This is a genomic window from Rhizobium sp. K102 (assembly GCF_022385315.1).
Lineage (GTDB): Bacteria > Pseudomonadota > Alphaproteobacteria > Rhizobiales > Rhizobiaceae > Rhizobium > Rhizobium croatiense.
The window spans coordinates 305,348-329,962 of record NZ_CP092438.1 but is presented as its reverse complement, the minus strand read 5'-3'; the positions used below and the strand labels follow the sequence as shown (position 1 = coordinate 329,962).

At 60.7% G+C, this 24,615-nt stretch carries 22 protein-coding genes and 1 pseudogene; 11 read left to right on the top strand and 12 right to left on the bottom strand.

Annotated features, from left to right (window positions below):
• Positions 1-34: 34 nt before the first annotated feature.
• On the bottom strand, positions 35-952 hold the full coding sequence (cpaB, locus tag MHI61_RS32145; protein WP_239793504.1) for a Flp pilus assembly protein CpaB: 918 nt from the start codon (positions 950-952) through the stop codon (positions 35-37).
• Positions 953-1,052: 100 nt separating this feature from the next.
• Positions 1,053-1,247, bottom strand: coding sequence for a hypothetical protein (locus tag MHI61_RS32140; protein ID WP_040112809.1), 195 nt, complete (start codon positions 1,245-1,247; stop codon positions 1,053-1,055).
• Between the two features lie 260 nt (positions 1,248-1,507).
• On the opposite strand from MHI61_RS32140, the gene MHI61_RS32135 reads away from it, so the two are divergent.
• Complete coding sequence (locus MHI61_RS32135; protein WP_239793503.1) at positions 1,508-2,044, top strand: prepilin peptidase; 537 nt, start codon at positions 1,508-1,510, stop codon at positions 2,042-2,044.
• Positions 2,045-2,238: 194 nt separating this feature from the next.
• A complete protein-coding gene (locus MHI61_RS32130; protein WP_239793502.1) occupies positions 2,239-4,101 on the top strand; it encodes an adenylate/guanylate cyclase domain-containing protein in 1,863 nt (620 codons plus the stop codon).
• Positions 4,102-4,314: 213 nt separating this feature from the next.
• On the opposite strand, the gene MHI61_RS32125 is transcribed toward MHI61_RS32130, so the two are convergent.
• The 5 genes from MHI61_RS32125 to MHI61_RS32105 are packed head-to-tail and all read right to left on the bottom strand — an operon-like array spanning position 4,315 to position 9,657.
• A complete protein-coding gene (locus MHI61_RS32125) occupies positions 4,315-5,301 on the bottom strand; it encodes an oligopeptide/dipeptide ABC transporter ATP-binding protein (protein ID WP_239793501.1) in 987 nt (328 codons plus the stop codon).
• Positions 5,298-6,269: an ABC transporter ATP-binding protein gene (locus MHI61_RS32120; RefSeq protein WP_239793500.1), complete on the bottom strand. Its 972-nt coding sequence runs from the start codon at positions 6,267-6,269 to the stop codon at positions 5,298-5,300. Before MHI61_RS32120 ends, MHI61_RS32125 begins: the two co-directional genes overlap by 4 nt.
• Complete coding sequence (locus tag MHI61_RS32115) at positions 6,269-7,186, bottom strand: ABC transporter permease (protein ID WP_239793499.1); 918 nt, start codon at positions 7,184-7,186, stop codon at positions 6,269-6,271. Before MHI61_RS32115 ends, MHI61_RS32120 begins: the two co-directional genes overlap by 1 nt.
• Positions 7,183-8,103 (bottom strand): ABC transporter permease, encoded by a 921-nt coding sequence (locus tag MHI61_RS32110; protein WP_239793498.1) that lies wholly within the window; start codon positions 8,101-8,103, stop codon positions 7,183-7,185. Before MHI61_RS32110 ends, MHI61_RS32115 begins: the two co-directional genes overlap by 4 nt.
• A gap of 36 nt (positions 8,104-8,139) precedes the next feature.
• Complete coding sequence (locus MHI61_RS32105) at positions 8,140-9,657, bottom strand: ABC transporter substrate-binding protein (protein ID WP_239793497.1); 1,518 nt, start codon at positions 9,655-9,657, stop codon at positions 8,140-8,142.
• Positions 9,658-9,860: 203 nt separating this feature from the next.
• Here MHI61_RS32105 and MHI61_RS32100 point away from each other — a divergent pair, with 203 nt between their 5' ends.
• The 9 genes from MHI61_RS32100 to MHI61_RS32060 all read left to right on the top strand — a co-directional run bounded on the left by MHI61_RS32100 (position 9,861) and on the right by MHI61_RS32060 (position 18,439).
• Complete coding sequence (locus MHI61_RS32100; protein WP_345774879.1) at positions 9,861-10,646, top strand: IclR family transcriptional regulator; 786 nt, start codon at positions 9,861-9,863, stop codon at positions 10,644-10,646.
• A 73-nt stretch (positions 10,647-10,719) separates the two neighbouring features.
• On the top strand, positions 10,720-11,442 hold the full coding sequence (locus MHI61_RS32095; RefSeq protein WP_239793495.1) for a ribonuclease activity regulator RraA: 723 nt from the start codon (positions 10,720-10,722) through the stop codon (positions 11,440-11,442).
• A gap of 436 nt (positions 11,443-11,878) precedes the next feature.
• Entirely contained in the window at positions 11,879-13,201 is a 1,323-nt protein-coding gene (ugpB, locus tag MHI61_RS32090) for a sn-glycerol-3-phosphate ABC transporter substrate-binding protein UgpB (protein ID WP_239793494.1), read from the top strand.
• A gap of 61 nt (positions 13,202-13,262) precedes the next feature.
• Entirely contained in the window at positions 13,263-14,147 is an 885-nt protein-coding gene (gene ugpA / locus MHI61_RS32085; RefSeq protein ID WP_239793493.1) for a sn-glycerol-3-phosphate ABC transporter permease UgpA, read from the top strand.
• Between the two features lie 12 nt (positions 14,148-14,159).
• The gene (ugpE, locus tag MHI61_RS32080) at positions 14,160-15,008 is read left to right on the top strand and encodes a sn-glycerol-3-phosphate ABC transporter permease UgpE (RefSeq protein ID WP_097584158.1); all 849 of its coding nucleotides are present in this window, start codon (positions 14,160-14,162) and stop codon (positions 15,006-15,008) included.
• A 1-nt stretch (position 15,009) separates the two neighbouring features.
• Positions 15,010-16,056 carry a sn-glycerol-3-phosphate import ATP-binding protein UgpC gene (locus tag MHI61_RS32075; protein ID WP_239793492.1) on the top strand — a complete coding sequence of 349 codons (1,047 nt, stop codon included), beginning with the start codon at positions 15,010-15,012 and terminating at the stop codon, positions 16,054-16,056.
• Between the two features lie 47 nt (positions 16,057-16,103).
• Positions 16,104-16,853, top strand: coding sequence for a glycerophosphoryl diester phosphodiesterase (locus tag MHI61_RS32070; RefSeq protein ID WP_345774883.1), 750 nt, complete (start codon positions 16,104-16,106; stop codon positions 16,851-16,853).
• Between the two features lie 9 nt (positions 16,854-16,862).
• On the top strand, positions 16,863-17,648 hold the full coding sequence (locus MHI61_RS32065; protein ID WP_064686017.1) for a DeoR/GlpR family DNA-binding transcription regulator: 786 nt from the start codon (positions 16,863-16,865) through the stop codon (positions 17,646-17,648).
• Positions 17,645-18,439 (top strand): HAD-IIB family hydrolase, encoded by a 795-nt coding sequence (locus tag MHI61_RS32060; protein ID WP_239793490.1) that lies wholly within the window; start codon positions 17,645-17,647, stop codon positions 18,437-18,439. The genes MHI61_RS32065 and MHI61_RS32060 overlap by 4 nt, the downstream gene beginning before the upstream one ends.
• A gap of 145 nt (positions 18,440-18,584) precedes the next feature.
• Here MHI61_RS32060 and MHI61_RS32055 read toward each other — a convergent pair whose 3' ends face one another.
• The 5 genes and pseudogenes from MHI61_RS32055 to MHI61_RS32035 form a co-directional block, all read right to left on the bottom strand.
• Positions 18,585-19,496, bottom strand: a complete 912-nt coding sequence (locus MHI61_RS32055) for an ABC transporter permease (protein ID WP_040112818.1) — start codon at positions 19,494-19,496, stop codon at positions 18,585-18,587.
• The gene (locus tag MHI61_RS32050; RefSeq protein WP_239793489.1) at positions 19,493-20,593 is read right to left on the bottom strand and encodes an ABC transporter permease; all 1,101 of its coding nucleotides are present in this window, start codon (positions 20,591-20,593) and stop codon (positions 19,493-19,495) included. Before MHI61_RS32050 ends, MHI61_RS32055 begins: the two co-directional genes overlap by 4 nt.
• A complete protein-coding gene (locus MHI61_RS32045; protein ID WP_239793488.1) occupies positions 20,590-22,110 on the bottom strand; it encodes an ABC transporter ATP-binding protein in 1,521 nt (506 codons plus the stop codon). Before MHI61_RS32045 ends, MHI61_RS32050 begins: the two co-directional genes overlap by 4 nt.
• A gap of 3 nt (positions 22,111-22,113) precedes the next feature.
• Complete coding sequence (locus MHI61_RS32040; RefSeq protein ID WP_239793487.1) at positions 22,114-23,214, bottom strand: BMP family ABC transporter substrate-binding protein; 1,101 nt, start codon at positions 23,212-23,214, stop codon at positions 22,114-22,116.
• Positions 23,215-23,235: 21 nt separating this feature from the next.
• A pseudogene (locus tag MHI61_RS32035) lies at positions 23,236-24,614 on the bottom strand (amidohydrolase).
• Position 24,615 lies beyond the last annotated feature (1 nt).

Here is a 24,615-nt window from a genome sequence, read left to right as displayed (position 1 = left end):
CTCGTTCGGCTACTGCACTTGCGCCGCCTAAATCTCACTGGATCAGGCCAACTCGGTGCTCCTCGCGCTTCGTCGTGTTCCAGACGCCCACTGTCGCCCACTTCGGCTCGACCGGCAACACCGGCTCGACCTTTTGTTCCACAATCTGCACTTGTTTTTCCGGTTCTGGCAACTTAATCTTTTCCAAATCCTTGCCAAGCTCCGTCGCGATCGCCCCGCCACCGAGGTCGGCGACGGTGATCGGCCGGGTTTGCTCGACAGAGGAGGAGGCGATATTGCGAAGCGCCAGCGAGAGCGTGCCGATGCTGGAGCCGAGGGTGAGGCGCTGGGCCTCATCGGTCGTGACCTCGAAGGTCACGGTTTTGACTACGGACGGCTCGTCCTTGCGCTCGTCTGCCGTCTGGTCCACCGCCAGCACCTTGACGCCTTGCAAAAGCACATCGACGAAGGTCTGATCGTTGCCTGCCGGTCCGCGCACGACCCGCGTCAGAAGCACGTCGACGCGATCGGAGGGCCTGACGAAGCCGGCCACGCCGAGCACGTCGTTGACGCGGATGGAGACCGCCTTCATGCCCTGGTCGAGTGCCGCCGACAGCGTGGCGCGTTCGCCCGTACCGGTGATTTTCGAGGACAGCACCGGCTCGCCAGGGTCGATCGCCGCCATGGCATAACGCGGCTGGGCATCGTTGCCGACGACCGCCTCGATGCTGACGAAGGAGCCTGCAGGTGTTTCATTGGAGGGCCACGGAATGGCCCTGAGATTTTCGGATCGGATCCGGTCGCCGAAGCGCATTGGCTTGGCGGCGACGACGAGTGTCCGTTCCTCGGCCTTCATGCCGTTCATCGCCAGCAGCCGGGCCTTCTGATCGGACAGATACTCGCGCATGCCAAAAACTGCTGCTGCCGCGAGCACAAACGCAATGACGAGGCTTAAAATCGTTGAAGAACGCATCACGGTTACTCACTACACTGAACGGAATACATCCATTCATTGATGCTAATTTAGAAGGGAGGGGTTAACAAAAACCCCTCGCTTCTTCGAACGCCAAATATCAGGCCGGGACGGCCAGCTCGGTGGTGAACCATCCTGCCCATGCCGTCCAAACGGCAGCCAGATTGGTGCCGGCCAACGTCACCGCCGTGATCACGCCGCCTACCAGCAAGGCAAGCAGAATGAGGTATTCCGTGAGTGCAACCCCATCTTCTTCCCGCGCGAAAGCGCGTACGCTGTTTACAAATGCTTTCATCGAGAATTACCTCCCAGGTAAGTTGTGCGCCGTAAATCCCCCCGGCCGCCTTGTCGTCGAGACCGCCTCTTCGACTGGGAATATTAATAATCTGTTAATTCTAATTTAGTCAAATGTTTTATACCCGCGCGAATTGAGATTTATACTTATGGTTAAGACGAAAGCCCAATGATCGGCCGTAAAAACCGGCTGATTTTGCCGAAGTTGAGTGAAAATCGAAGTTACGTGGTAGATAATAATAGCCCAAAAGGTTGATTCCTATGTCACAAATGGCCGTTTTTATTAACTCACTATCAGTATTACTTTTTCTCTATGCCGCCTGGACCGATTTCCGCACCTGGAAGATCCCCAACACGATCGTGCTTGCGCTCGTGACACTTTATGCACTGCGCGCGGTGGCCGTGATGCTTGGCTCCGAGGATGTCGGCGCAGCGCTGTTTGCTTCGAGCGGAATTGGCGGCGACGTCGGGGCCGGTCTGCTGATGTTTATGCTTGGCGTGGTGCTGTGGGCGTTCCGGCTGTTTGGCGCAGGAGACGCCAAGCTTTTCCTGCCGATCGGCCTTTTTGTCGGATGGCACGGAATGCTGCCGTTTTCGTTTTTGCTCCTCGTCCTCGGCATCGTGACACTGCTGGTCCTGCGGCTGCCGGTGCCGCTGCGCGTCGCACATCTCGCCGTTTTCATGCGCATCGAGGAAATCCGGGCGAGCCGGAAGATACCTTACGGCGTCATCATGGTTTTCGCCGTGCTACTTACTTTGGCTCTGCCGATCATCCGACAGCAGCTGCAGCTACGGTGACCTGGCAACGACATAGCTTCCCCGCAAGAGCCGCAGTGCCAACAGCGCCGCGATCACGGCAAGACCTGTACGGGCTTCAAGAATAGGCCGATAAATCTCCTCCGGAACTTCGGATGCTCTAATAAGCCCCGTGTAATATTCGGCAAAGTCCTGTATAGTCTTTAGCGCGCGCAATACATGTTGGGAGCTAAGACATGGAGCGCAGATTATCTGCAATCCTGGCGGCCGACGTGGTCGGATATTCCGCATTGATGGAGCAGGACGAAGAGGGAACCTTTGACCGGCTCCGAGCGCGCCGCACCGAGCTTTTTGAGCCCGAGATTGCGGCGCATCATGGGCGTGTCTTCAAGCTTATGGGCGATGGCCTCCTGGCGGAGTTCGGCAGTGTGGTCGACGCTGTGGAATGTGCCGTGTCTCTGCAGCGGGGAATGGCAGAGCGCAATGCTTCTGTAGCAGAGGAAGAGAGGTTCAACGTCCGCATCGGCATTAACATCGGCGAAGTGATCGTGGATGGCGACGACCGTTATGGCGAAGGCGTGAACGTCGCGGCCAGGCTGGAGCAACTCGCGCTTCCGGGCGGAATCTGTATTTCAGGTAAGGTGGCGAAGGAGGTCGAGAAAAAGCTCGCGTTTCGTTTCGACTCCGCGGGGCGGCAGAAGGTTAAGAACATCGAAGAGCCCATCGACGTCTACCACGTGCGAATCGACGCCTCGTCCCGCCGACGCGTTCTGCAAAAGCGTGGAATCCGCCGACTGTGGTGGGCACTTGGAGTCCCTGCAGCCGTCGTGGTCCTACTGGCCGCCTGGATGGCGCTGTATTATCCGGGGACGGTGACCACGCCTGTAGTCTCCAATACAATCCCATCTGTCGCCGTGCTTCCCTTCAAGGATCTGAGTGTCGACAAGAGCCTGGGGTACTTGGGAGAAGGGGTCGCGAACGACGTCATCGCCATCCTCTCTCGCTTTTCTGACATCGCCGTGGTCTCGCGAACCTCGTCGTTTGCGTATCAGGACAAGGAAGGCGACATCCGCCAGATCGGCAGGGAGTTGGGCGTTGGTTATGTCGTCGAGGGCAGTGTGCGCAAGGAAGGCGAGAGGGTGCGCATTGTTGCGCAGCTCGTCAACGCCAAGAGTGGGGACCATGTCTGGGCAGACCGGTTCGACAAGTCCGGAACCGACCCGTGGGCGCTCCAGGATGAGTTGACCGGAAAGATCGTGGGGGCGATGACGGGTGAATTCGGAGCCATTCGCAAAGCGGATTACAGTCAGGCTTGGGGGAAGGACAGCACCAACCTCGCGGAATACGACTACTACCTCCGCGCCGAAAGCCAATTGAACCTTTACACGAAGGAAGGTCTCGAGCGATCAGGTGAAATTTCACGACAGGGGCTGCAGGTGTTCCCAGGCTCCCCTTTGCTGACCGTGGAGCTGGGATGGTCTCACTGGTTAAAAGTTGCGTTGCTCCACAGTTCTGACCCGCAGCAAGATCTTCAGGAGGCGGAGCGGCTAGTCAACCAAGTTCTCGCAGACAAGAACCTGAGCCCGCAGGTAACACGACTGGCAAACTGGCTCAACGCTTGGCTCCTGACGCTCAAGCGGGATCATGATGGGGCTGTTGTGGCAATGAACAAGGCCATCGCGGCGGCACCATATAATGCTTTCACGCTCACGGATGCCGCAAGTATTTTCTTGCAGGCCGGTCAGTCGGAAAAGGCGCTGGAGTTGACCGATGTTGCCGCCGCACGGGACCCGGGATTATCCTGGTTTGTCAACTACGTGCGAGGTTTCATCTTTATCGTGCTTGGCAAAAACGAAGACGCTGTTGAGGTTCTGAAAACCACGGAATTCGCCGACGCTCCATTGCAGCTAGCCATCGCCTATATGCGCCTCGGACGCCAAGCGGACGCTCGAGCTGCCGTCGAGAAGATGCTCAAGTCAGCGCCAGGGGCGACGATCCAGTCGTGGCGGCAGACCTGGAACTTCAGCGATCCCAAGATTCTCGATCAAGCCGCTGCAGACCTGGCGCGTGCCGGACTACCAGGAAGTCCGACCCAATAGCCCACGAAAATGGCCTTCAGCCTCCGACGCCCCTAGATTGCTCCCGCATGACGGCGACCACCCGGCGGTTTGGCGCGTCATATTCCCCGGCCTCAAGCCGCTATTTGCACGGTTCTCCGCCGAAGCAGCTTGATCTTGGCGGGAGGGCAGTTCCACTGCCCTTGGCTGCTCCGCTGAAGTTGGCGATTGAGAAGCCTGGCCGCTCCGGCGAGGTTAGGCGGCGGGCGTGGAAAAACCCGGATCGGCGTGATGGCAGGCGGTCAGCAGTCCGGGCGCTGTCGTCCTGTTCGTTAAGGCCGGCTCGTGTTCGGCGCAGATCGATGTCGCCTTCCAGCAGCGCGTTCGAAACCGGCATCCGCTCGGCGGATCGACGGGGCTTGGCAGGTCGCCTTTCAGAACGATGCGGCTGCCCTGTCCGCGAAGCCGCGGATCGGGTGTGGGGACCGCCGACATCAGGGCCTGGGTGTAGGGATGGGCCGGCGCGCTGAAGATCGAATGCTTCGGTCCTGTTTCAATGATTTTGCCGAGATACATGACCATCACCCGGTCCGAGACATGCCGCACGATGGCAAGATCATGGGCGACGAACAGCATCGCCAGATTGCGCTCACGCCTCAGCCTGGCAAGCAGATTGACGACCTGCGCCTGGACCGAGACGTCGAGGGCAGAGACCGGCTCGTCGCAGACGAGGAGCGTCGGATCAAGCGTCAGGGCGCGCGCAATGCCAAGCCGTTGGCGCTGGCCTCCCGAAAACTCGGAGGGATAGCGCTGCGCATGTTCGGCGCGCAATCCGACGGATTCGAGCAGCTTGACCGTCTCCTCTCGCCACCGGGACTTCGGCAGGACGCCGGGATGTAGCGCCCACGGTTCGGCGATCAATCGGTCGACCCGCAGGCGCGGATTGAGCGACTGGTAGGGGTCCTGGAAGACGACCTGCATCTTTCGGCGCAGATTATGCAACTGGCGGCCGCCCGCCTCGGTGATCTCGACGCCGTCGAACAGGACGCTGCCGCTCGTTGCCGGCCCGAGCTTCAGGAGCGTGCGTACCAGCGAGGTCTTGCCGCATCCGCTTTCGCCGACGAGGCCGACCGTTTCTCCATGGGCGATGTCGAAGCTGACGTCATCGACGGCGCGTACCGCCGTTGCGCCACTGCCGAAATGCCGGGAGAGATTTTGCACTTTGAGAAGAGGCTCGCTCATGCTGGCGCTACCGGGAAGTGACAGGCAGCCTGGCGGCCTGGCCCGACGGTTTCAAGACGAGGCGCCAGCTCGGCGCAGACGCCCGCAGCGCGCGGACAGCGCGTCCTGAAGGCGCAGCCGGACGGCAGGGCGACAGGATTGGGGGCCGAGCCAGGGATCGGGATCAGTTCCTCCTCGTCGGTGTCGATGCGCGGCTGCGAGGCAAGCAGCCCGACGCTGTAAGGATGCCGGGCATCCGCGAAGAGTTCGAAGACACTTGCGGTTTCGACGATGCGGCCGGCATACATGACCGCGACACGGTCTGCGAGCTCGGCCACCACGCCGAGATCGTGGGTGATGAAGATCATGCCGGCATTGCTGCGTGCGCGGATCGTGCGGAGCAGCTCGACGACCTGCGCCTGGATCGTAACGTCGAGCGCCGTTGTCGGCTCGTCGGCAATGATGATATCAGGTTCGAGCGCCACGGCCATGGCGATCATGATGCGCTGGCGCATGCCGCCCGAAAACTCGTGCGGATATTGCCTGGCGCGCCGTTCGGGGTCGGGAATGCCGATCGCCGTCAGCAGGTCGATCACCGCATTTTCCACACCGCCCTCCGGTTTGCGTCCATGGATGCGGAACATCTCGGCGATCTGCCAGCCGACCGGATAGACCGGATTGAGCGACGCCAGGGCGTCCTGAAAGATCAGCGCGATCCGGTCGCCGCAGAGATCACGCCGCGCGTTCCGTGGAAGTTGCAGCAACTCGGTGCCCTCGAAGCGGATGGAGCCGCGGTCGATGGCGCCAGGCGGATTGGGAACGAGGTCCATGATGGCCGAGGCGGTCACCGACTTTCCCGAGCCGCTTTCTCCCAGAAGCGCCAGAACCTCGCCGCGCTCAAGCGAGAAAGAAACGCCGTTGAGTGCGAGGATACGGCCGGCAGCCGTGTCGAAGCTGACCTGAAGGTCCTTGACGTCGAGAAGGGCCATCAGCGCCTCCGGCTAACAAGCCGCCAGTGCTGCGACGGATCATTGACGATCCGGAACCAGTTGGCGAGAAGGTTGAAGGACATGGTGGTGAACATGACGGCGAGGCCGGGGAAGAAGCTGAGCCACCAGGCGGAGGACAGGTAGCCCTGGCCCTGCGCGACCATCAGGCCCCAGCTTACCGAAGGCGGCTGGATGCCAAGTCCGAGATAGCTGAGCCCGGATTCGAACAGCATGACCATGGCAAGATTGACGGAGGCGAGCGTCAGCATTGTCGGCGCGACGCTCGGGAGAATGTGCGTGCGCAGAATCCAGACTGGTCCACCGCCGAACACGCGCGACGCATCGACGAAAAGCCTCTCCCGGACCTCCAGCGTTTCGGCTCTTGCAACGCGGATATAGGCCGGCATGCGGGTCACGGCGAGCACGATCACGAGGTTGCTGACGCTCGGGCCGAATAGATAGAGGCCGAACAAGGCCACCAGCAGCGTCGGGAAGCCGAGGATAATGTCGCAGATCCGCATGATGAGGCTGCCGACGAAGCCTCCGAAATAGCCGGCGACGACGCCGAGCAGCGTTCCGCCGGCTAGGCTCGTCAATACCGTGACGAGAGCGATCCCGATCGTCGTCGATGCCGCCTCGATGAGACGGACGAGGAGAGGGCGTCCGAGCGCATCGGCGCCCAGCCACAAGGTCCAGGACTGCCCGAAGCTGAACGGCGGCAGGTTGCGTGCCTTTAGCGAGATGCGGTTCTCGCCGAGCAGTGAAAGGCTGTCGGCGGCAATGGCAAGAACGACAATCAGCAGCCAGATGGTTGCCGCCACCGCCATCGGGTCACCCGAAAGCGCCCGCGTGAGCCAGAGGATGCGCCGGCCGCGGCCCTCTCGGGCGGGGAGGAACTCGGCGGATGTGTCGGTCATTCGACCCTCACGCGCGGATCGATCGAGGCATAGAGCATGTCGATCAGGATGTTGATGAAGAAGATGACGACGGCGACGGCAAAGATCGATGCCTGAACGATCGCGAAATCGCGTTTCAGGATGCCGTCGATCAGAAGTTTGCCGATGCCAGGAAAGCCGAAGACCACTTCGACGACACCGCCGCCGCCGGCGAACTGCGCGGCGAGATCGCCGGTCACTGTGACCGCCGGAAGGAGAGCGTTGCGAAGCGCGTGCACGAAGGTGACGCGTCCATCACGGGCACCCTTGGCGCGGGCCGTGCGGACGAATGTTGCGTTCAGCGCTTCGATCATCGAGCCGCGGATGATCTGCACCAGCGTTCCGAAAGGTCGGGCAAACAGGCAGGCGACCGGCAACACCCAGTAGACGGGACCGCCGAAGCCTGACGTCGGCAGAATTCGGAAGGTGACCGCAAACAGAAGCACGCCCATCAGGCCGAGCCAGAAATCGGGTACGCTGGCGGCCGCCTGCGACAGGAGATTGACGCCCCGGTCGACCCAGCCACCGGCATTCACCGCCGCAATCGAGCCGACGACGATCGCGGCGGCAAAGGCGAGCGCCAAGGCGATGGCGCCAAGCGCCAAGGTGTTCGGCAGCGCTTCCAGTACCACCTCCATGGCTGGGCGATGGTGCCAGAGGGACATCCCGAAATCGAGGCTGAGCATATCCCAGGTCCAATCGAAGAACTGGGCGAGCAACGAACGATCGAGCCCAAGGCGGACGCGCATGGCTTCGCGCGCCGCATCCGAGGCGTCGACAGGCAGATAGAGATTGACGGGATCACCCGTCAGCCGCACGAGGAAGAAAGCGGACGTCATCAGCGCCGCAAGCGCCAGCGCCGCGAAGGCTGCACGTCTCAGGAAATAGGTGAGGGACATCCGCTCTCCTCAGGCGATAGACGTTACGCTCACCGGTCAGCGATAGCTGATCGACTTCAGCTTGATCTCGTTGCCGGCCTGTACATCGGGGGTGTAGTTCACGTCCTTTGCGACGCGGGCAATCGAGACCATATGGAAGAGCGGCGCGATATTGACCGCATCGACGGCGATGTATCGGAATGCTTCCTGGAACAGCTTCTTGCGCTCGTCGCCGGTTGCCTTCGAACCCTCGGCGATCAGCTTGTCGAGCTTGGGGTCTGCGATTGTCGCCTGATTGCCGTCGGTGGTGAAGCGGTTGGGCAGAGTGAACACGGCGTCTCCCTCGGCATTGTCGATCTGGGTCTGCAGGATGGACGGCTGACGATCCTTGTCCCACGGCTTCAGAAGCCGTTTCAGCCACGGGCTGGTTTCGAGCATTTCAAGCCGCGCATTGAAACCGGCATCCGCCAGCATCGCCTGAACGGCCTCCAGGCTTTCGGAGGAGTTGGGATAGATGCCGATGCGACCGTAGATGACGATCTCCTTATCGACCGGTACGCCTTCGGCCTTGGCTGCAGCAAGCAGCGACTTCGCCTTTTCCGGATCATAGGTCCAGACGGGAATGTCGGGATTGAAGCCGAACACCGAAGGCGGCACGACCTGCATCGCCTTCTGGGCGTCCCCATGGAAAATGGTTCCGACGAGGCCGTCCCGGTCGATGGCGAGATTGAGCGCTTCGCGCACACGTTTGTCGTTCAGTGGTGGGACCTGGGCATCGATCCTCAACAGCGAAGTTTCAGCGTTCGGAAAGGCCTGGTCCTGTACGGTCGTGCCATCCTGCGGCGCGATCTCATAGGCGATCTGCGCTTCGCCGGTCTCCACCATTGCCGCACGAACGGCGGATTCGGCACGCCAGATGATCGTCGCGCTTTTGACCGCCGGCTTATCGCCCCAATAGCCGTCATAGGCCGTGAGCGTGACGGACTGGCCTGGCGTCCATGCTTCCAGCTTGTAGGGCCCCGTTCCGGCCGGGCTGCGCGTCTTGCCGTCGTTCGGGGTCGCCGGTGAACCAATGTCGACGGCAGACATCTTGTTCGGCAGGATCGGTTCGACGATGTCGGTTTTGATGAGGACGGTCGTCGGATCGGCAGCCTGTGCGTTGAGCTTGACGCCCTTCAAGGTGGCCAGTCCGACTTCGCACGCCAGTGCCGGGTCTTGAGCCCGCTTGACGGCGGCGACGACTGCGTTGGAATCGAACGGCTTGCCGTCGTGAAACGTCACGCCCTCGCGCAGCTTGAACTCCCAGGTCAGCTCATCGACCTGTCGCCAGCCGGTGGCCAGGCTTGGAACGACCGATCCGTCCTGCGGGCTGAGGTTGACCAGCGCCTCAGTGATATTGTTGTGCAGGATGCGGGAGTTTCCCGAAAGGTCGGTGTCGCAGGGATCCAGCGACTTCGGTTCGTCCGTCACCACAACCGTCAGCTTGTCCTCGGCAGCGTAGGCGGGCATTGCGACGCTCGCCGCCAAGGAGATTGCCAGCCCGATGCAAATTGCGTGGATAGTCCTTATCGCCATGAAAGCCTCCTCCCGTTCCGAGCCCGCGCGCCGGCATCCAGTTCGCGGCAACCGTTCGGGCTGCGCAGGACCTGCTCGGCGCTCTGTCGGCTTTACTTCCTCCCGCAAGCGCGTAGTGTCAAATACGACACTTGCGGTGGACAAGATGGTTGGCAATGCCGGGCAAGTCAAGAAGATTAATTCTCTAATGGAATATGAATTTCATGAATGAACCGAAGCATGGTTCTCCCGTGGTGGAAAAGACGGCGCATCTGCTTGAGGCGGTGGCCGATGCGAAAACGGGCATTTCCCTTGGGGCTCTGGTCGATCAGCTGCATGTGCCCCGCTCGACGGTCTACCGCATTCTGAATTCGCTCACTGCGCACGGCCTGGTCGCGCGGGTCAATGGCGGAGCCTCCTACGAACTGGGGCCGAAATTCGTCGAGCTTGCCCGGCGGATATCGCCCGGTGCCGATCGGGTGACGCTCATCGAGGCGGCAAGGCCAATTCTTGCGGCGGCGGCGGAGCGGATAATGGAATCCTTCAAGCTGGCCGTGCCCGAGGGGCGTGAAATGATGACGATATTTGCCGCCTCGAGTCCCGGCGATTATGCTTTGTTTATCAAGGTCGGCGCGCGCTCGCGTAAGCACGTCGGAGCGGCGGGCAAGCTTGCTCTAGCCTATTCGGACTACGGTGAAACCGAAGCCTACTGCGCCGGCGGGCTGGAGGCAAAGACGCCCTACACGATTACTGATCCGGAGGCGCTGAAAGAGGCGCTGGTGGAAATTCGCCGCAACGGATACGCTGAGGACAATCAGGAATCCAACCTCGGCTTGCGCGCCCTCGCCGCGCCGGTATTCGATGATCAAGGTCGTCTGATCGCCACCGTCAGCGTCCCGTTCATTGGAGAGGCAACACCGGATCGGGCTCGGTCGATCCGGCGCGAGGTCCTGGAGGCGGCTGCTACGCTGACGAAAACCATCAATGGGCTCCATCCGTTGTCCAAATAAGAAACTATAAATCCACTATTGAACAATTACTTTGATATGGTAGATCTTTCGCCGAACAAGGGGGAGGGATCTCATGACCGCTTTGGACCCATCGGTTTACGCCAAACTTTTGCAGACGAATTCGGCGAGTCTCAGCAGTTTGCTGCTGAAGCGGGGGCTGAGGAACACCGCTGTTCGCGGGGTGCGGCCGCTCGCGGCCACCGAAAAACCGATGATCGGTCCGGCCGTTACCGTCCGTTATATTCCGGCCCGCGAGGATATCGACGGTTCGACCTATAGTTCCGATCCGTCGAACCAGCAGCGCAAGGCGATCGACACGATACCGGAGGGCCACGTGCTCGTGTTCGACTGCCGCTCGATCGCCGAGATCGCCGGCATTGGCGCGGTACTGGCTCGTCGCCTTGTCTATCGCGGCTGCGCCGGTCTCGTGCTCGACGGAGGTGTTCGCGACACCGCCGATATCGCCCAACTGGGGCTTCCCACCTATTGCCTGGGTCCTGCGGCACCCGCCAATCTGGTTGCCCATCACGCATCGGATATGAACCAGCCGATTGCCTGCGGCGGCGTTGCGGTCTACCCGGACGACATCGTTTTCGGAGACAGCGAAGCCGTCATCATCATTCCTCGGGAATATGTAGGTGAAATCGCCGATGAGGCCGTCGCGATGGAGGAGCAGGAGGAGTTCCTGAAGCAGGAGATCGAATCCGGCAAGCCAACACTCGGCGTCTACCCGCCCAACAAAGAAACGCTCGAGCGGTTCGAGGCGTGGCGCAAGGACCGTGTTCAAGCCGTCTGAGCGCGGCTTATGTTTTCTGAAGGTCATTGGCATCAGCCGCGCACATCCGACCCGCCGTGAAGTTGTCATCGATGCGGCGATGACGGCTTGGGGCCGTGCCGCATATTTGAACTCGTATATTTCGCCGGCCGTCTTGTCTTGGCGCGGGCCAGCGCTCGTTGCTGCGGGAAATTTCTGCGTCCCCGACAGAAATGATATTTTTGCGCCAACTGACACAAGACGTTCATTTGAACATTGTATCTGTGCATTCGAGCGGCTGACGGCGAATGCCGGCCATACCGATCACGCTATGACACTGAGAAGCCATTCCGCCCTCAGTGTGAGGGTACTCGATATGTTCATTTGAACATTCCGTTATTGCAATGTGAAACTCCGCTGCTACCATTGCCGCGCGTCTGGAGCGGGAGGCTGCGGACCGAGAGAAAGTGGGAGTGACATGAATAAGATCGCTTTTTTCCTGACCGCAGGACTGACCAGCCTATCGTTGTCTGCGCCAGCAATGGCCGCCACGAAGATCCAGTGGTGGCATGCAATGGGCGGCGAGAACGGCGCGAAGCTGGAGCAAATCGCCAAGGGGTTCAACGCGTCTCAGTCCGATTATGAAATCGTTCCGGTTTTCAAGGGCAATTACGATGAGACGCTGACGGGCGCCATCGCTGCCTTCCGGGCCAGCCAGCAGCCCGCCATCGTCCAGGTTTATGAAGTCGGCACCGGCACCATGATGGCGGCCCAGGGCGCCATTTATCCCGTGTACCAGTTGATGAAGGATGAAGGCGAACCTTGGGATCAAAACAAGTTCATTGCGCCTGTTGTGGGCTACTACTCGGACACCAGCGGCAATGTTTTGTCTCTGCCTTTCAACTCCTCCACGCCGATCCTGTATTACAACAAGGACGTGTTCAAGAAAGCCGGGCTTGATCCGGAGACGCCGCCGAAAACCTGGGCCGACGTGGAAGCCTTCTCGCGCACGATCATGAAGTCCGGCGCTGCCAAATGCGGGTTTACAAGCGGCTGGATCTCGTGGGTGCAAACCGAAAATCTCAACGCACTGCACGACAAGCCTTACTCCACCAAGGCAAACGGCTTCGGCGGCCTGGACGCGGAATTTACCTTCAACAACGATCTGACGATCCGCCACTGGGGGAACCTGAAGAAGTGGCAGGATGAGGGCCTCTTCAAATTCGGCGGACCTGTGGGCGGCGATAATGCCCCTCCGATGTTCTATTCGCAGGAATGCGCGATGTATATGAACTCGTCGGCCGGCCGTGCCGGCGTCATCAACAATGCCAAAAATTTCAAGGTCGGCTTCGCACCGCTTCCCTATTATGACGACGTCATCGCGCAGCCGCTCAATTCAATCATCGGCGGCGCCACGCTTTGGACGCTGAAGGGTCGTCCGGAGGAAGAATATAAGGGTGTCGCAAAGTTCTACACCTATCTGCAGAAGCCGGAAGTTCAGGCCGACTGGCATCAGTTCTCAGGCTATCTGCCGATCACCGAGGCTGCCTACAAGCTGAGCCAGGAGCAGGGATTTTATGAAAAGAATCCTGGCGCAGATGTCGGCATCAAGCAGTTGACGCGGGTCACGCCGACCGAAAATTCCAAGGGTATCCGCTTCGGCAATTACGTCCAGGTTCGCGGCATCATCGATGATGAATTCGCAGCACTGATGGGCGGCAAGAAGACCGCGAAGGAAGCACTTGATTCCGTTGTCGCGCGCGGCAACGAGCAGCTTCGCGATTTCCAATCCGCCAACTAAGGGCTCCGGGCAGGGGGCGGTTAGGCCGGCCCCCTGCCTCTCCGTCAGTCAGTGAGGGCCCATGCAAACCAAACGGACCGTCTTTCCCAATAAGGTCTTGCCTTATCTGCTTATTGCTCCCCAGATTCTAATAACCGTGGTCTTCTTCCTGTGGCCCGCCGCAACCGCCTTCTGGCAATCATTCCTTCGCCAGGATGCCTTCGGTTTCAAAACGAGCTTCGTCTGGTTCCAAAATTATCGCCGGCTCTTTGCCGATCCGCTCTATATGGACGCCTTTGGCCACACTCTGGTCTTTGCCGTTCTGGTGACGGTCTTGTCCACGGCGATTGCCCTTATTCTGGCCGCCGCGGCCATGCGCGTGCTGCGCACGTCCCGCCTTTATTCGACCTTGCTGATCTGGCCTTACGCCGTTGCGCCTGCGATCGCCGGCATACTCTGGTGGTTCATGTTCAACCCCTCGATCGGCATCGTCGCCTATATGCTGCGCAGCATGGGAATCAGCTGGAACCATCTGGTCAACCCGAACGATGCGATGGTCCTGATCGTCATCGCCGCCACCTGGAAACAGATTTCCTATAACTTTCTGTTCTTCCTGGCCGCCCTGCAATCCGTGCCGCGCTCGCTTCAGGAAGCAGGCGCCATCGATGGCGCCGGGCCGGTAAAGCGCTTCTGGACGATCGTCTTTCCTTTGATCTCGCCGACCACCTTCTATCTGGTCGTCATCAACATCGTTTACGCGATGTTCGATACCTTCGGCATCGTTCATGCGACGACGCAGGGCGGCCCGGCGCGCGCCACGGAAATTCTGGTCTACAAGGTCTATTTCGACGGTTTCATCGGCCTCAACCTGGGCTCCTCGGCGGCGCAGTCGGTCATACTGATGGTGATCGTGATTGCTCTGACGGCGATCCAGTTCCGCTTCGTCGAACGCCGCGTGCAATATTGAGGAGCGTCAAAGGTGGTTGAAAATCGTCCCTTCCTGAATGTCCTGGCTCACATCGTCCTGATCCTCGGCGTCACCATCGTGGTCTTCCCGGTCTATATCGCCTTCATCGCATCGAGCCACGGTCCGAACGACTTCCTGTCCGGCGTCGTACCGCTGGTGCCGGGACCGCACCTCATCGAGAACTATTCGACCATGCTGTCGTCGGGAATGACAAGTTCCGGTGCGCCGCCGATCGGGCCGATGATGATCAACTCGTTGATCATGGCGGTCGGTGTCGCGGTCGGTAAGATTGCCATTTCCATTCTCTCCGCCTTCGCCATCGTCTATTTCCGGTTTCCTTTTCGCACGCTCGCCTTCTGGATGATCTTCATCACCCTGATGTTGCCGGTCGAGGTTCGTATCGTACCGACCTACAAGGTGGTCGCCGACCTCGGAATGCTGAACAATTATGGCGGGCTCATTATTCCGCTGATCGCATCGGCAACCGCGACCTTCCTGTTCCGCCAGTTTTTCCTCACCGTTCCCGAGGAACTGATGGAGGCGGCTCGCGTCGATGGCGCAGGACCGCTGAAATTCTTCCGCGACATCCTGCTGCCGCTCTCGGTGACCAATATAGCGGCGCTGTTCATCATCCTGTTCGTGCTCGGTTGGAACCAGTATCTGTGGCCGCTGATCGTTACCACCGATCAGAGCCTCTACACCGTCGTAATGGGCATCCAGCGCATGGCGGCAGTCGCGGACGCCGAGCCGAGATGGAATCTCGTCATGGCGGCGGTCATCCTGGCCGCTTTGCCGCCCGTCCTCGTCATCGTCGCCATGCAACGCCTTTTCGTCAAAGGCCTGGTCGAAACGGAGAAATGAAATGGCCACGATCAATATTGTCGACGTCAAGAAAAACTATGGTTCCGTTCCCGCCGTCAACGGCATCAATCTGGCGGTTGCAGACGGCGAATTCATCGTGCTCGTCGGCCCTTCCGGCTGCGGCAAATCAACCTTGCTTCGCATGATTGCCGGATTGGAATCGATCAGCGACGGGCAAGTCGAGATTGCCGGCCGCAACGTGAACAAGGCCGAGCCGGCAGAGCGCGACATCGCCATGGTCTTCCAGAACTATGCGCTTTATCCGCACATGACGGTTCGCGGAAACCTGGAATACGGCTTGAAGAACCGTGGCACGGCGCGCGCGGAAATCGATCGCCGCGTCAAGGAAGCGGCCGACATCCTCGAAATCGGACCGCTGCTCGACCGCAAGCCCCGCGAATTGTCGGGAGGGCAACGCCAGCGCGTCGCGATGGGACGTGCCATCGTCCGCGAGCCGGCTGCGTTTCTTTTCGATGAGCCCCTGTCCAATCTCGATGCCAAGCTGCGGGTGCAGATGCGTGTCGAAATACGCCGGCTGCAGCGCCGTCTGAAGACTACCAGCATCTATGTGACCCATGATCAGCTCGAAGCCATGACGCTTGCCGACAGGCTCGTCGTCATGAATGGCGGGCTGGTCGAACAAGTCGGAACGCCGGTGGAGGTCTACGACCGCCCGGCGAGCTTGTTCGTTGCCGGCTTCATCGGCTCCCCGCCGATGAACCTAGTGCCAGTCGAGGTGCTCAATGCGGTCGAGGCCGGGCGAAACCTCACATTGCCCGAAGGGACCGATATAGTCGGGCTTCGGCCGGATGCGCTGCTCGTCGAACAGCCCGCCGAGCCCTCCATCCGCCTCAGTGCGATCGTCGAGCTGCTCGAGCCGATCGGCGGGGAAAGCCACCTGCATGTCAGATTGGGCGAGGGCCAGCAGACGATCGTCCTGACCGTTCAGGGCCGGCCGGACTTTCCCGAGACCGCGCAGATCGATGTCTTTGCCCGCATCGATCAGATGCACCCCTTCAACCGCAGGACGGGAAGGCGGACGGATTGAGACGCGCAGGCATCCGAGCCTCAAGAAGTCACGAAAGAGACGAGACAATGACAAAATCAGTACAGCGATCCGGACCCATCCGCAGCGAGGTTCAGGCGCATCGAGGCGGGTCGGCAATCGCGCCAGAAAACACGATCGCCGCTTTTCGGGCGGCGGCCGAGCAGGGGGCTGAATGGGTCGAGCTGGATGTCGCGCTTCTTAGTGACGGCACGGCCATCGTCATCCACGACGTTTCGGTCGACCGTTGTTCCTCGTCGAAGGGCAATCTCGGCGACCTCAGCGCGGCCGATCTCGATAAGATCGACGCGGGCGCATGGTTTGATCCCCGCTTCAAGGGCGAACCCCTGCCAACCCTCGCCGCGGTCGTATCCGCGCTGGGAGAACTGCGGCTGAATGCCAATGTCGAGATCAAGCAGCACCCGCATCACAAATCGCTCGATCAGTTGGTGAAAACGGTCGATGAACACCTTCGGGCACGCGCGCCGCAGACCAAGATCATGATATCGAGCTTCGACTCTGCAGCACTCAAGCGTATGTACGAAATCAACCCAAGCTACGAGCTCGCCATGCTGTGGAGCAAAGTGCCGGATGACTGGAGAGACGTTCTCCGATCGATTCCGGCGACGACGGTCCATCTTGGTTACAAATCCCTCAGCATCGGGTTTCTCGAAGAGGCGGTACGCCACGGCATCAAGGTTCGGGCCTGGACCTCCAACGATCCTAGGGAACTCGCATCATTTTGGCATGCCGGCTTGACTGGTGTGATAACAGACGATCCGAGTGTTTATCTCTCGTAAGGAAGAGCGATGGGGAGCCGGGTCATATCGAGCCGACAACGCGAAATACTGGCGCTGATCGAAACCGAGGGCGTCCAGTATATCGACGAGCTGGCGCGCCGATACGATCTGACGACACAGACGATCCGGCGCGATATCAATGCCCTTTGTGATCTCGGTCATGCCCGCCGCTTTCACGGTGGCGTCGATGTACCGGTCGAGGGCAGCAACATCTCGCTCAACGCCCGCGCCCAGCTCAACCGGCGCGCCAAGCGACAGATCGCCAGACGGGTCGCCGCCGATATCGGCCCGGATGCGACGGTGTTTCTCGGGATCGGCAGCACGGTCCAGTTCGTTGCCGAGGCTTTGCGCGATCATCAGGGCCTGAGGGTGATCACCAACAATATCCACGTCGCCTTGACGCTTTGCGAATCTCCCAGTGTCGAAGTCCATCTCACCGGCGGGCTGCTGCGTCACGACGACCGTGACGTCGTGGGCACGGATGTGATCAAGTTCGTCGAGAAATTCTATGCGACCTATGCGGTTGTCGGCGCCGGCGCACTGAACCCGCTGACCGGCCTGATGGACTTCAGCTATGCCGAAGCGCAGATCACCAATGCGCTGCTGGAGAATGCGCAGACGCGCCTTTTGGCGGCCGATGTCAGCAAGTGGACGCGCCATGCGAGCGTGCGCGTTGCGCCCTTCAACAAGATTACCCGCTTCTACACCGACCGGCTGCCGGCCGATGCGTCCGTCGCCGGCGTGCTCGCCGAGAGCAGCATGGAGGTGGTGACCTGCGGCGAGGAGACGATATGACGTTCGTAAATCTGGCGCCATCCGCCGCCGAGTTGCAGCACGTGCGTTATCTCTTCACCGATATCGACGATACGCTGACGACCGAAGGGAAACTTCTGCCGCAGACCTATCATGCCCTTTGGGACCTCAGCCGCGCCGGCATTGCCGTCGTTCCGGTCACGGGCGGTTCAGCCGGGTGGTGCGAACACATCGTCCGTGCCTGGCCTGTCGCCGCGGTCATCGGCGAAAGCGGTGCCTATGCCGTTACGCGCCGCAGCGGCGAGGTTGTCTTCGATTACTGGGAGGACGGCGCGTTGCAGGGCGAGCGTCAACGCCGGCATCTCCAGGCGATCGAAAATCTGATTTCGGAAAAAGGCGGCACGTTCAGGATTGCCCATGATCAGGTGTTCCGCCTGGCTGACGTGGCGATCGACATTCAGGGGCAGGATGCGCGCGCTGTCGAGGAGCTGGCCTGCGATATCAGGGCAATGGGCGGGACCGTCGCCATCAGCTCCATCCACATCAACACCTGGATCGGCGATTATGACAAACGCGCCATGAGCGAGCGCCTCCTGACCGGCCTATTCGGGGTTGATCCCGCGGAATTGCCTTTCGTCACCGCATTCGTCGGCGATTCTCGAAACGACGCGCCGATGTTTGGCTTCATTCCAAACTCTTTCGGCGTCAGCAATATCGTTCCTGTCCTTCCGCATCTGCAGCATGCGCCGAAATGGATCTCCGCCCAGCCTGCGGGGCTTGGTTTCGCCGACATTGCGAGGACGATCCTGGATGCCACGGGCACCAGTCAATGAGGCGCTAGCAGCCTGCAACCAAAGCTGGCCCAAGCTGAGTAAGCCATGCGCCGCGCCTCGGATGCTCGAAAGCCGAACCGCCATTGTAAATGGCAGACGAAGATTCGAATCCCGGTTATTACATTGCGCGCCCGCAGCATCATCGCTATCGCTCGAACGGCTCGCCGAGCGAGGCGATGCCGTTGAGCTTGAGCAGGCGGCGATCCGCCGAAATGATGCCGAGCACGATGATCGTCACCAGGTAGGGCAGGCATGCCAGCAGCTGCGAGGGGACGTCGAGCCCGGTCGCCTGGGCGGCGAGCCCCATCAACGATACGGCGCCGAACAGGCATGCCCCGAGAAAGATGCGGCCGGTCAGCCAGGTTCCGAAGACGACGAGCGCGATCGCAATCCAGCCGCGGCCGGCAATCATGCCATCTGCCCAGAGCGGCGTGTAGATCGTCGCCGCATAGGCGCCCGCGAAGCCTGCCATCATGCCGCCGAATGCGACCGCGGCGAAGCGAATGGCGATGACCGGATAGCCGATGGCATGCGCCGCTTTCGGGTTTTCCCCTACGGCGCGGATGATCAGACCGGCCTTGCTATAGGCAAACATCGCCCAGATCGCGATGGTTGAGGCCAGCGAAAGCCAGACGACGATATCCTGGACAAACAGGCCGCCGATGACGGGAAGATCGGAAAGGCCGGGAATGGCGATCTTCGGCAGAGCCCTGACAGTCAGGCTCTCGTAGGTCTTGCCGAACAGCGCCGACAGGCCTTGCCCGAGAATACCGATGGCAAGCCCTGTCGCGACCTGGTTTGCGTTGAAGCCGAGCACGATGACCGCAAAGATCAGCGACAGGAGGGCGGCGCCGAGGCCGCCGGCGAGGAAAGCCAGAAAATGGCCGCCGCCGTGGTAGACGATGATGAAGGCGATGACGGCGCCGAATGCCATCAGTCCCTCGACGCCAAGATTGAGAACCCCGGCGCGCTCGGCGACCAGTTCCCCGAGCGCTGCCAGGAGAAAGGGTGTCGCAGCCGCCAGCATTCCCGCGAGGATGAACTCGATGGCGTTCATGTGGCGCTCCTGGTTGCCGTCGGTCGCCAGGCAAGGCGGTAGCGCGTGAAGGCGATGGCGACCAGATAGGCGAGAAGCAGGCTGCCTTGGAAAACCCGGACGGCGGCAACCGGGAGATTGGCCGAAACCATGGCGTTGTCACCACCGATGTAGAGCGCCGCCATGACAATGGCTGAGATGATGATGCCAATTGGATGAAGGCCGCCGAGATAGGCGACGATGATTGCCGCATAGCCATATCCGGTGGAGATCGAGCGCTGCAATTGACCGAGGGGGCCGGCGACCTCGGCCGCACCGGCAAGACCGGCTGCCGCTCCGCCGATCAGCAGGGAAAGCCAAATCGCCCGGCTTTCCCTGAATCCGGCGTAGCTCGCTGCGCGCGGCGCCAATCCGCCGACCTGCAATTTGTAGCCGATGAAGCTCTTCTGCATGAAGACCCAGGCGGCGATCGACAGGAGGAGAGCGAGAATGAGCGAGACATTGACGCGCGTTCCCTCGATCAGGATCGGCACCATCGCGTCATACTGGAACATGACGGATTGCGGAAAATTGAAGCCGTTCGGATCTTTCCACGGGCCGAGCAGCAGATAATTGAGGAACTGCACGGCAACGAAGCTCAGCATCAGCGAAACGAGGATCTCATTGGCATTGAGCCTGACGCGCCAGAAGGCGGTGAACGACGCCCAGAACGCGCCGCCTATCATGCCGAGCAGCAGCATCGCCGGCCACATCCATTGACCGGTTGCCGCGGGCCACCAGATGGGAATGGCGGAGGCGAAAATCGCACCAAGGACGAATTGTCCTTCGGCACCGATATTAAATACCTTGGCGCGAAAACCGATCGCAAGCCCCTGCGCGATAAGGAGCAGCGGCCCCGTCTTCAGGAGCACCTCGGAGAACGACGCCCACGAGACGAGGGGCTCGATCAGCATCGCATAGACGACCGCAGCCGGATCGCGGCCCATGACCACGTAAAGCCCAAGATTGAGAATGACGGTGACGATGAGGGCTATGGGCGGTGCGAGAAGGGCGGCGGCAAGCGATGCCCGCTCTCGGCGGACCAGAGTGGGCAGAGCGGCGAGGAAAGTTCTGCTCATGCGGGGGCTTTCTCGCGCTGCGGCTGGGCTCCGATCATATATCGGCCGATCTCTTCGGGCTTGGTGTCGCGCGTGACCAGCGGCGGGCTCAGCGTGCCGTGGTGCAGGACCTGAATGAAGTCGCAGAGTTCGAACAATTCCTCGAGCTCCTCGGAAATGATGAGGATCGCCATGCCTTCATTGCGAAGGCTGATGAGCCGCTTGCGGATTGCCGCGGCTGCACCGATATCGACGCCCCAGGTCGGCTGAGCCAGGAAAAGAAGCTTCGGCGCCAGCATGATTTCGCGCCCGACGATGAATTTCTGCAGGTTGCCGCCGGAAAGCGACCCGGCTTCCGCATCGGGACCGGGGGTGCGCACGTCACAGTCGCGGATGCATTCATTGGTGAACCTCTTGGCCCGCGCCTTGTCGCGCAGGCCATGCCTGACAAGGTCGAGCGGATGGGCGGTCAGCAGGCTGTTGAGGGCGAGCGACATTTCGGGAACCGCACCGCGGCCGAGCCGGTCCTCCGGGACGAAGGCGAAGCCGAGCCGCCGGCGGGCGGCGGCGTCGAGCGTGCCGACATCTCGGCCCATCATGAAGATTTGGTCGCTCTGTTCGCGCGGCAGGACGGTTTCGCCCGAAATCAGCGCTGCGAGTTCGCTTTGGCCGTTTCCCGAAATCCCGGCAATGCCGAGGATTTCGCCAGCGCGAACCGCCAGGCTGACGTTGGAGAGCGGCACCGCAAAGGGATCCACCCTGTAATCGAGGCCGATAAGCTCCAGGCGCTTTTCGCCCTCGGCCAAAGGCAGGGGAGACATGGGTTCCGGCATATCGCGGCCGATCATCATGCGCGCAAGCTCGTGGGCGTCATGCTCGCGCGGATCGACATGACCGGTCACGCGACCGCCGCGCAGGATCGTCGCCCGATCGCAGAGCGATTGGATCTCTTCCAGCTTGTGGGAGATGAAAAGGATGGATACGCCGCCGTCGCGCAGTCGGCGCAATGTTTCGAAGAGTTTTTCCACCGCCTGCGGCGGCAGCACCGATGTCGGCTCGTCAAGGATCAGCAGTTTCGGATCGGTCATCAGGCAGCGAATGATTTCCACCCGCTGCCTTTCGCCGACGGAAAGCGAATGCACATGGGCGAAAGGATCGACCTCGAGACTGAACTCACGCCCGAGCTTGCGAACCCGCTCGGCAAGCTCGCTCTTCTTGCCGGACACGACCAGGCGGATATTTTCGATGACGGTCAGACTCTCGAACAGCGAGAAATGCTGGAAGACCATGCCGATGCCGGCGCGCCTTGCCTCTGCGGGAGAGGCAAGGCTGAGGGGCTGTCCATTCCATGAGACCGTGCCGCTTTCCGGCTGCTCGACGCCATAGATCAGCTTCATCAGAGTCGATTTGCCAGCCCCGTTTTCTCCGAGGATGGCATGGATCGAGCCGGCCGCGACGTCGAGGTCGATCTGCCGATTGGCATGGACCTGACCGTAGCTTTTGGAAATGCCGCGCAGCGACAGAAGCGGGTTTACCATGGCTTACTTCGGCAACGGCGTCGTCACACCCTTGACGTGCCAATTCATGGCGACGATCTCAGCGTCCGTCAGCGTGGTACCGGAAGCGACGCCTTCATTGCCGTCAGCCTTGGTAATCGGGCCGGTGAATGGCGAGAAGCTGCCATCGGCGATCTTAGCTTCGATTTCCTTGATCTTGGTCATCGTATCGGCCGGAATCGCCGGGTTCCAGTCGACGACCTCGACCACCTTGTCGGCAACGCCGAGGAAGGTATTGGCGCCCTTGAAGGTGCCGGCGAGGTGCGCATCGACCGACGTCTTGAAAAACGGCGACCAGTCCGTGGCGACGCAGCCGAGATAGGTCTTCTCGGCATATTTCTTCATCGAGGAATTGAGATTGAAGGCATAGATGCCGGCGTCCTCGCAGGCCGAGATCACCGAAGGTGTATCCTGCGCATTCGAGAAGATCACGTCGCAGCCTTGCGAGATCAGCGCCTTGGCGGCTTCCTGCTCCTTGGCCGGATCGAACCAGGAATTGACCCAGACGACAGACACTTCGATATCCGGCTTGACGGCCTGTGCGCCGAGCGTGAAGGCATTGACGGAGGTGATCAGCTCAGGAATGGCGAAGGCCGAAACCGAGCCTAGCTTGCCTGTCTTCGAAACGGCCGCCGCCGCCATGCCGAGCAGATAAGTTCCCTGGAAATATTTGGCGGCGAAGGGCGAGAAATTCGGCGCGACCTGGAAGCCTGAAGCATGCAGGACGGTCACCTTGGGATTACGACGGGCAATCTGCAACGCGCCGTTCTGATAACCGAAGGAGCCGGCGATCAGGAAACGATTTCCGTCGGCGACCGTCTTGTTCATGATGCGGTCGGCATCCGGGCCTTCGGCGATGTTCTCGATGATCGTGACCTTCACCTTGTCGCCGTAAGCGGCCTTGATCGGGTCGATGCCGGCGGCAAGCGCATGGCCCCAGCCGACGTCGCCAACAGGCGAGGGAACGACGAGGGCAATGCCGAGCGGTTCGTCTGCGGCAGCCACGGAGCGGCCGGCAAAAGCCGTCGCGAGACCGGCAGCCGCCGCGCTCTTCATGAGTGTTCTGCGGGTGAGATCGTTGGACATGTCAGTTCCCTCTTTTGGTTTTCAGAATTTCACGGTCTCGAGCGCCGCTTCCGCGGCGGCGAAAAGCTTGGCCTCATCGAGCCCGATAAATTCGCCAGCCTGCCAGACGATGCGCCCGTTGATCATGGTCAGATCGGTCGGCATGCCGATACCGACCTTGGCAATGAGGCTCAACGGATCGTGGCGTGTGCCGACATAATCCATCCGCCTCGTATCGATCGCGAAGAGGTCGGCGGCCATGCCGGGAGCAAGCCGGCCGATATCGCTGCGACCTAGCAGACTTGCGCCGCCCGCGGTCGCATAGTTCAGGAAATCCACGGGCGCGGGAACCGGATGGGCCCGCGTCGATGCCGTCAGGCATTGCAGCATGTAGGCAGAGTGGATGCAGTGCATGAGGTTGGAGTTGTCGTTCGAAGCCGCACCGTCGCAACCGAGTCCGATGCGCAGGCCGAAATTCGACATCGCAGGAATGTCCGTCACTTCGGCGCCGACCAGATAGACCGGCTCCGGGCAATGCGAGACACCCGTGCCGCTTGCCGCCATCTTGCGCAATTCGTCGTGTGTCAGCTCCCAGCAGTGAGCATAATAGGTGTCAGGTCCGGCAAAGCCGATTTCGGCGCAGTAGTCGACCGTACGCATCCCGTACCGCGCCTCGATGACGGGGCTTTCGCCTTCACCGACATGCGTGTGCAACTGGACGCCGCGATCACGGGCGAGCGCGACCGACTCGACGAAGGTCTCGCGATAGCAATTGACCGGCTGGCAGGGTGCGACGACCACCTGCCGCATGCTGAAGGCGTCGGCATCGTGATAGCTGTCGATCAGCCGGGCGCAATCGGCGATGAATTCATCCGTCGTTTCCAGCATGGCGTCCGGGATCGTCGAGCCCTCGGACTTCGGCAGCGTGTTGCCGCCGCGTCCTGCGTGGAAGCGCATGCCGAGAAGTTCGGCCGCCTCAAACTGGCGATCGATCAGGCGCTTTCCGGCGTGCCGGGGAAGCAATATTGATGGTCGAAGGCCGTGGTACAGCCATGCTTGATCATCTCGGCCATCGCCGTGACCGAGGAATGGTAGAAGCAATCCTCGTTCAGTCGCGAGAAGATCGGATAGATCCGGTCGAGCCATTCGATGACGGAGAGCTTCGTCCAGTCGAGATCGGCCCGGTTACGCACGAAGCATTGGAAGAAGTGGTGATGGGTGTTGACGAGGCCCGGATAGACAAACCAGCCGGATGCATCCTGGATGATCGTATCGGCCGGCACCGCCTCTTTTGGCAGGTTCGCACCGATCGCCTGGATTGCCGGACCATTTGTCAGCAGATCCGCATTGCGGCGCAGGGTTGGCCCATTGCCTTCGTCGACAATAATGGCTGCGCAGTTTTTCAGGAGGTAGCCGGCCATC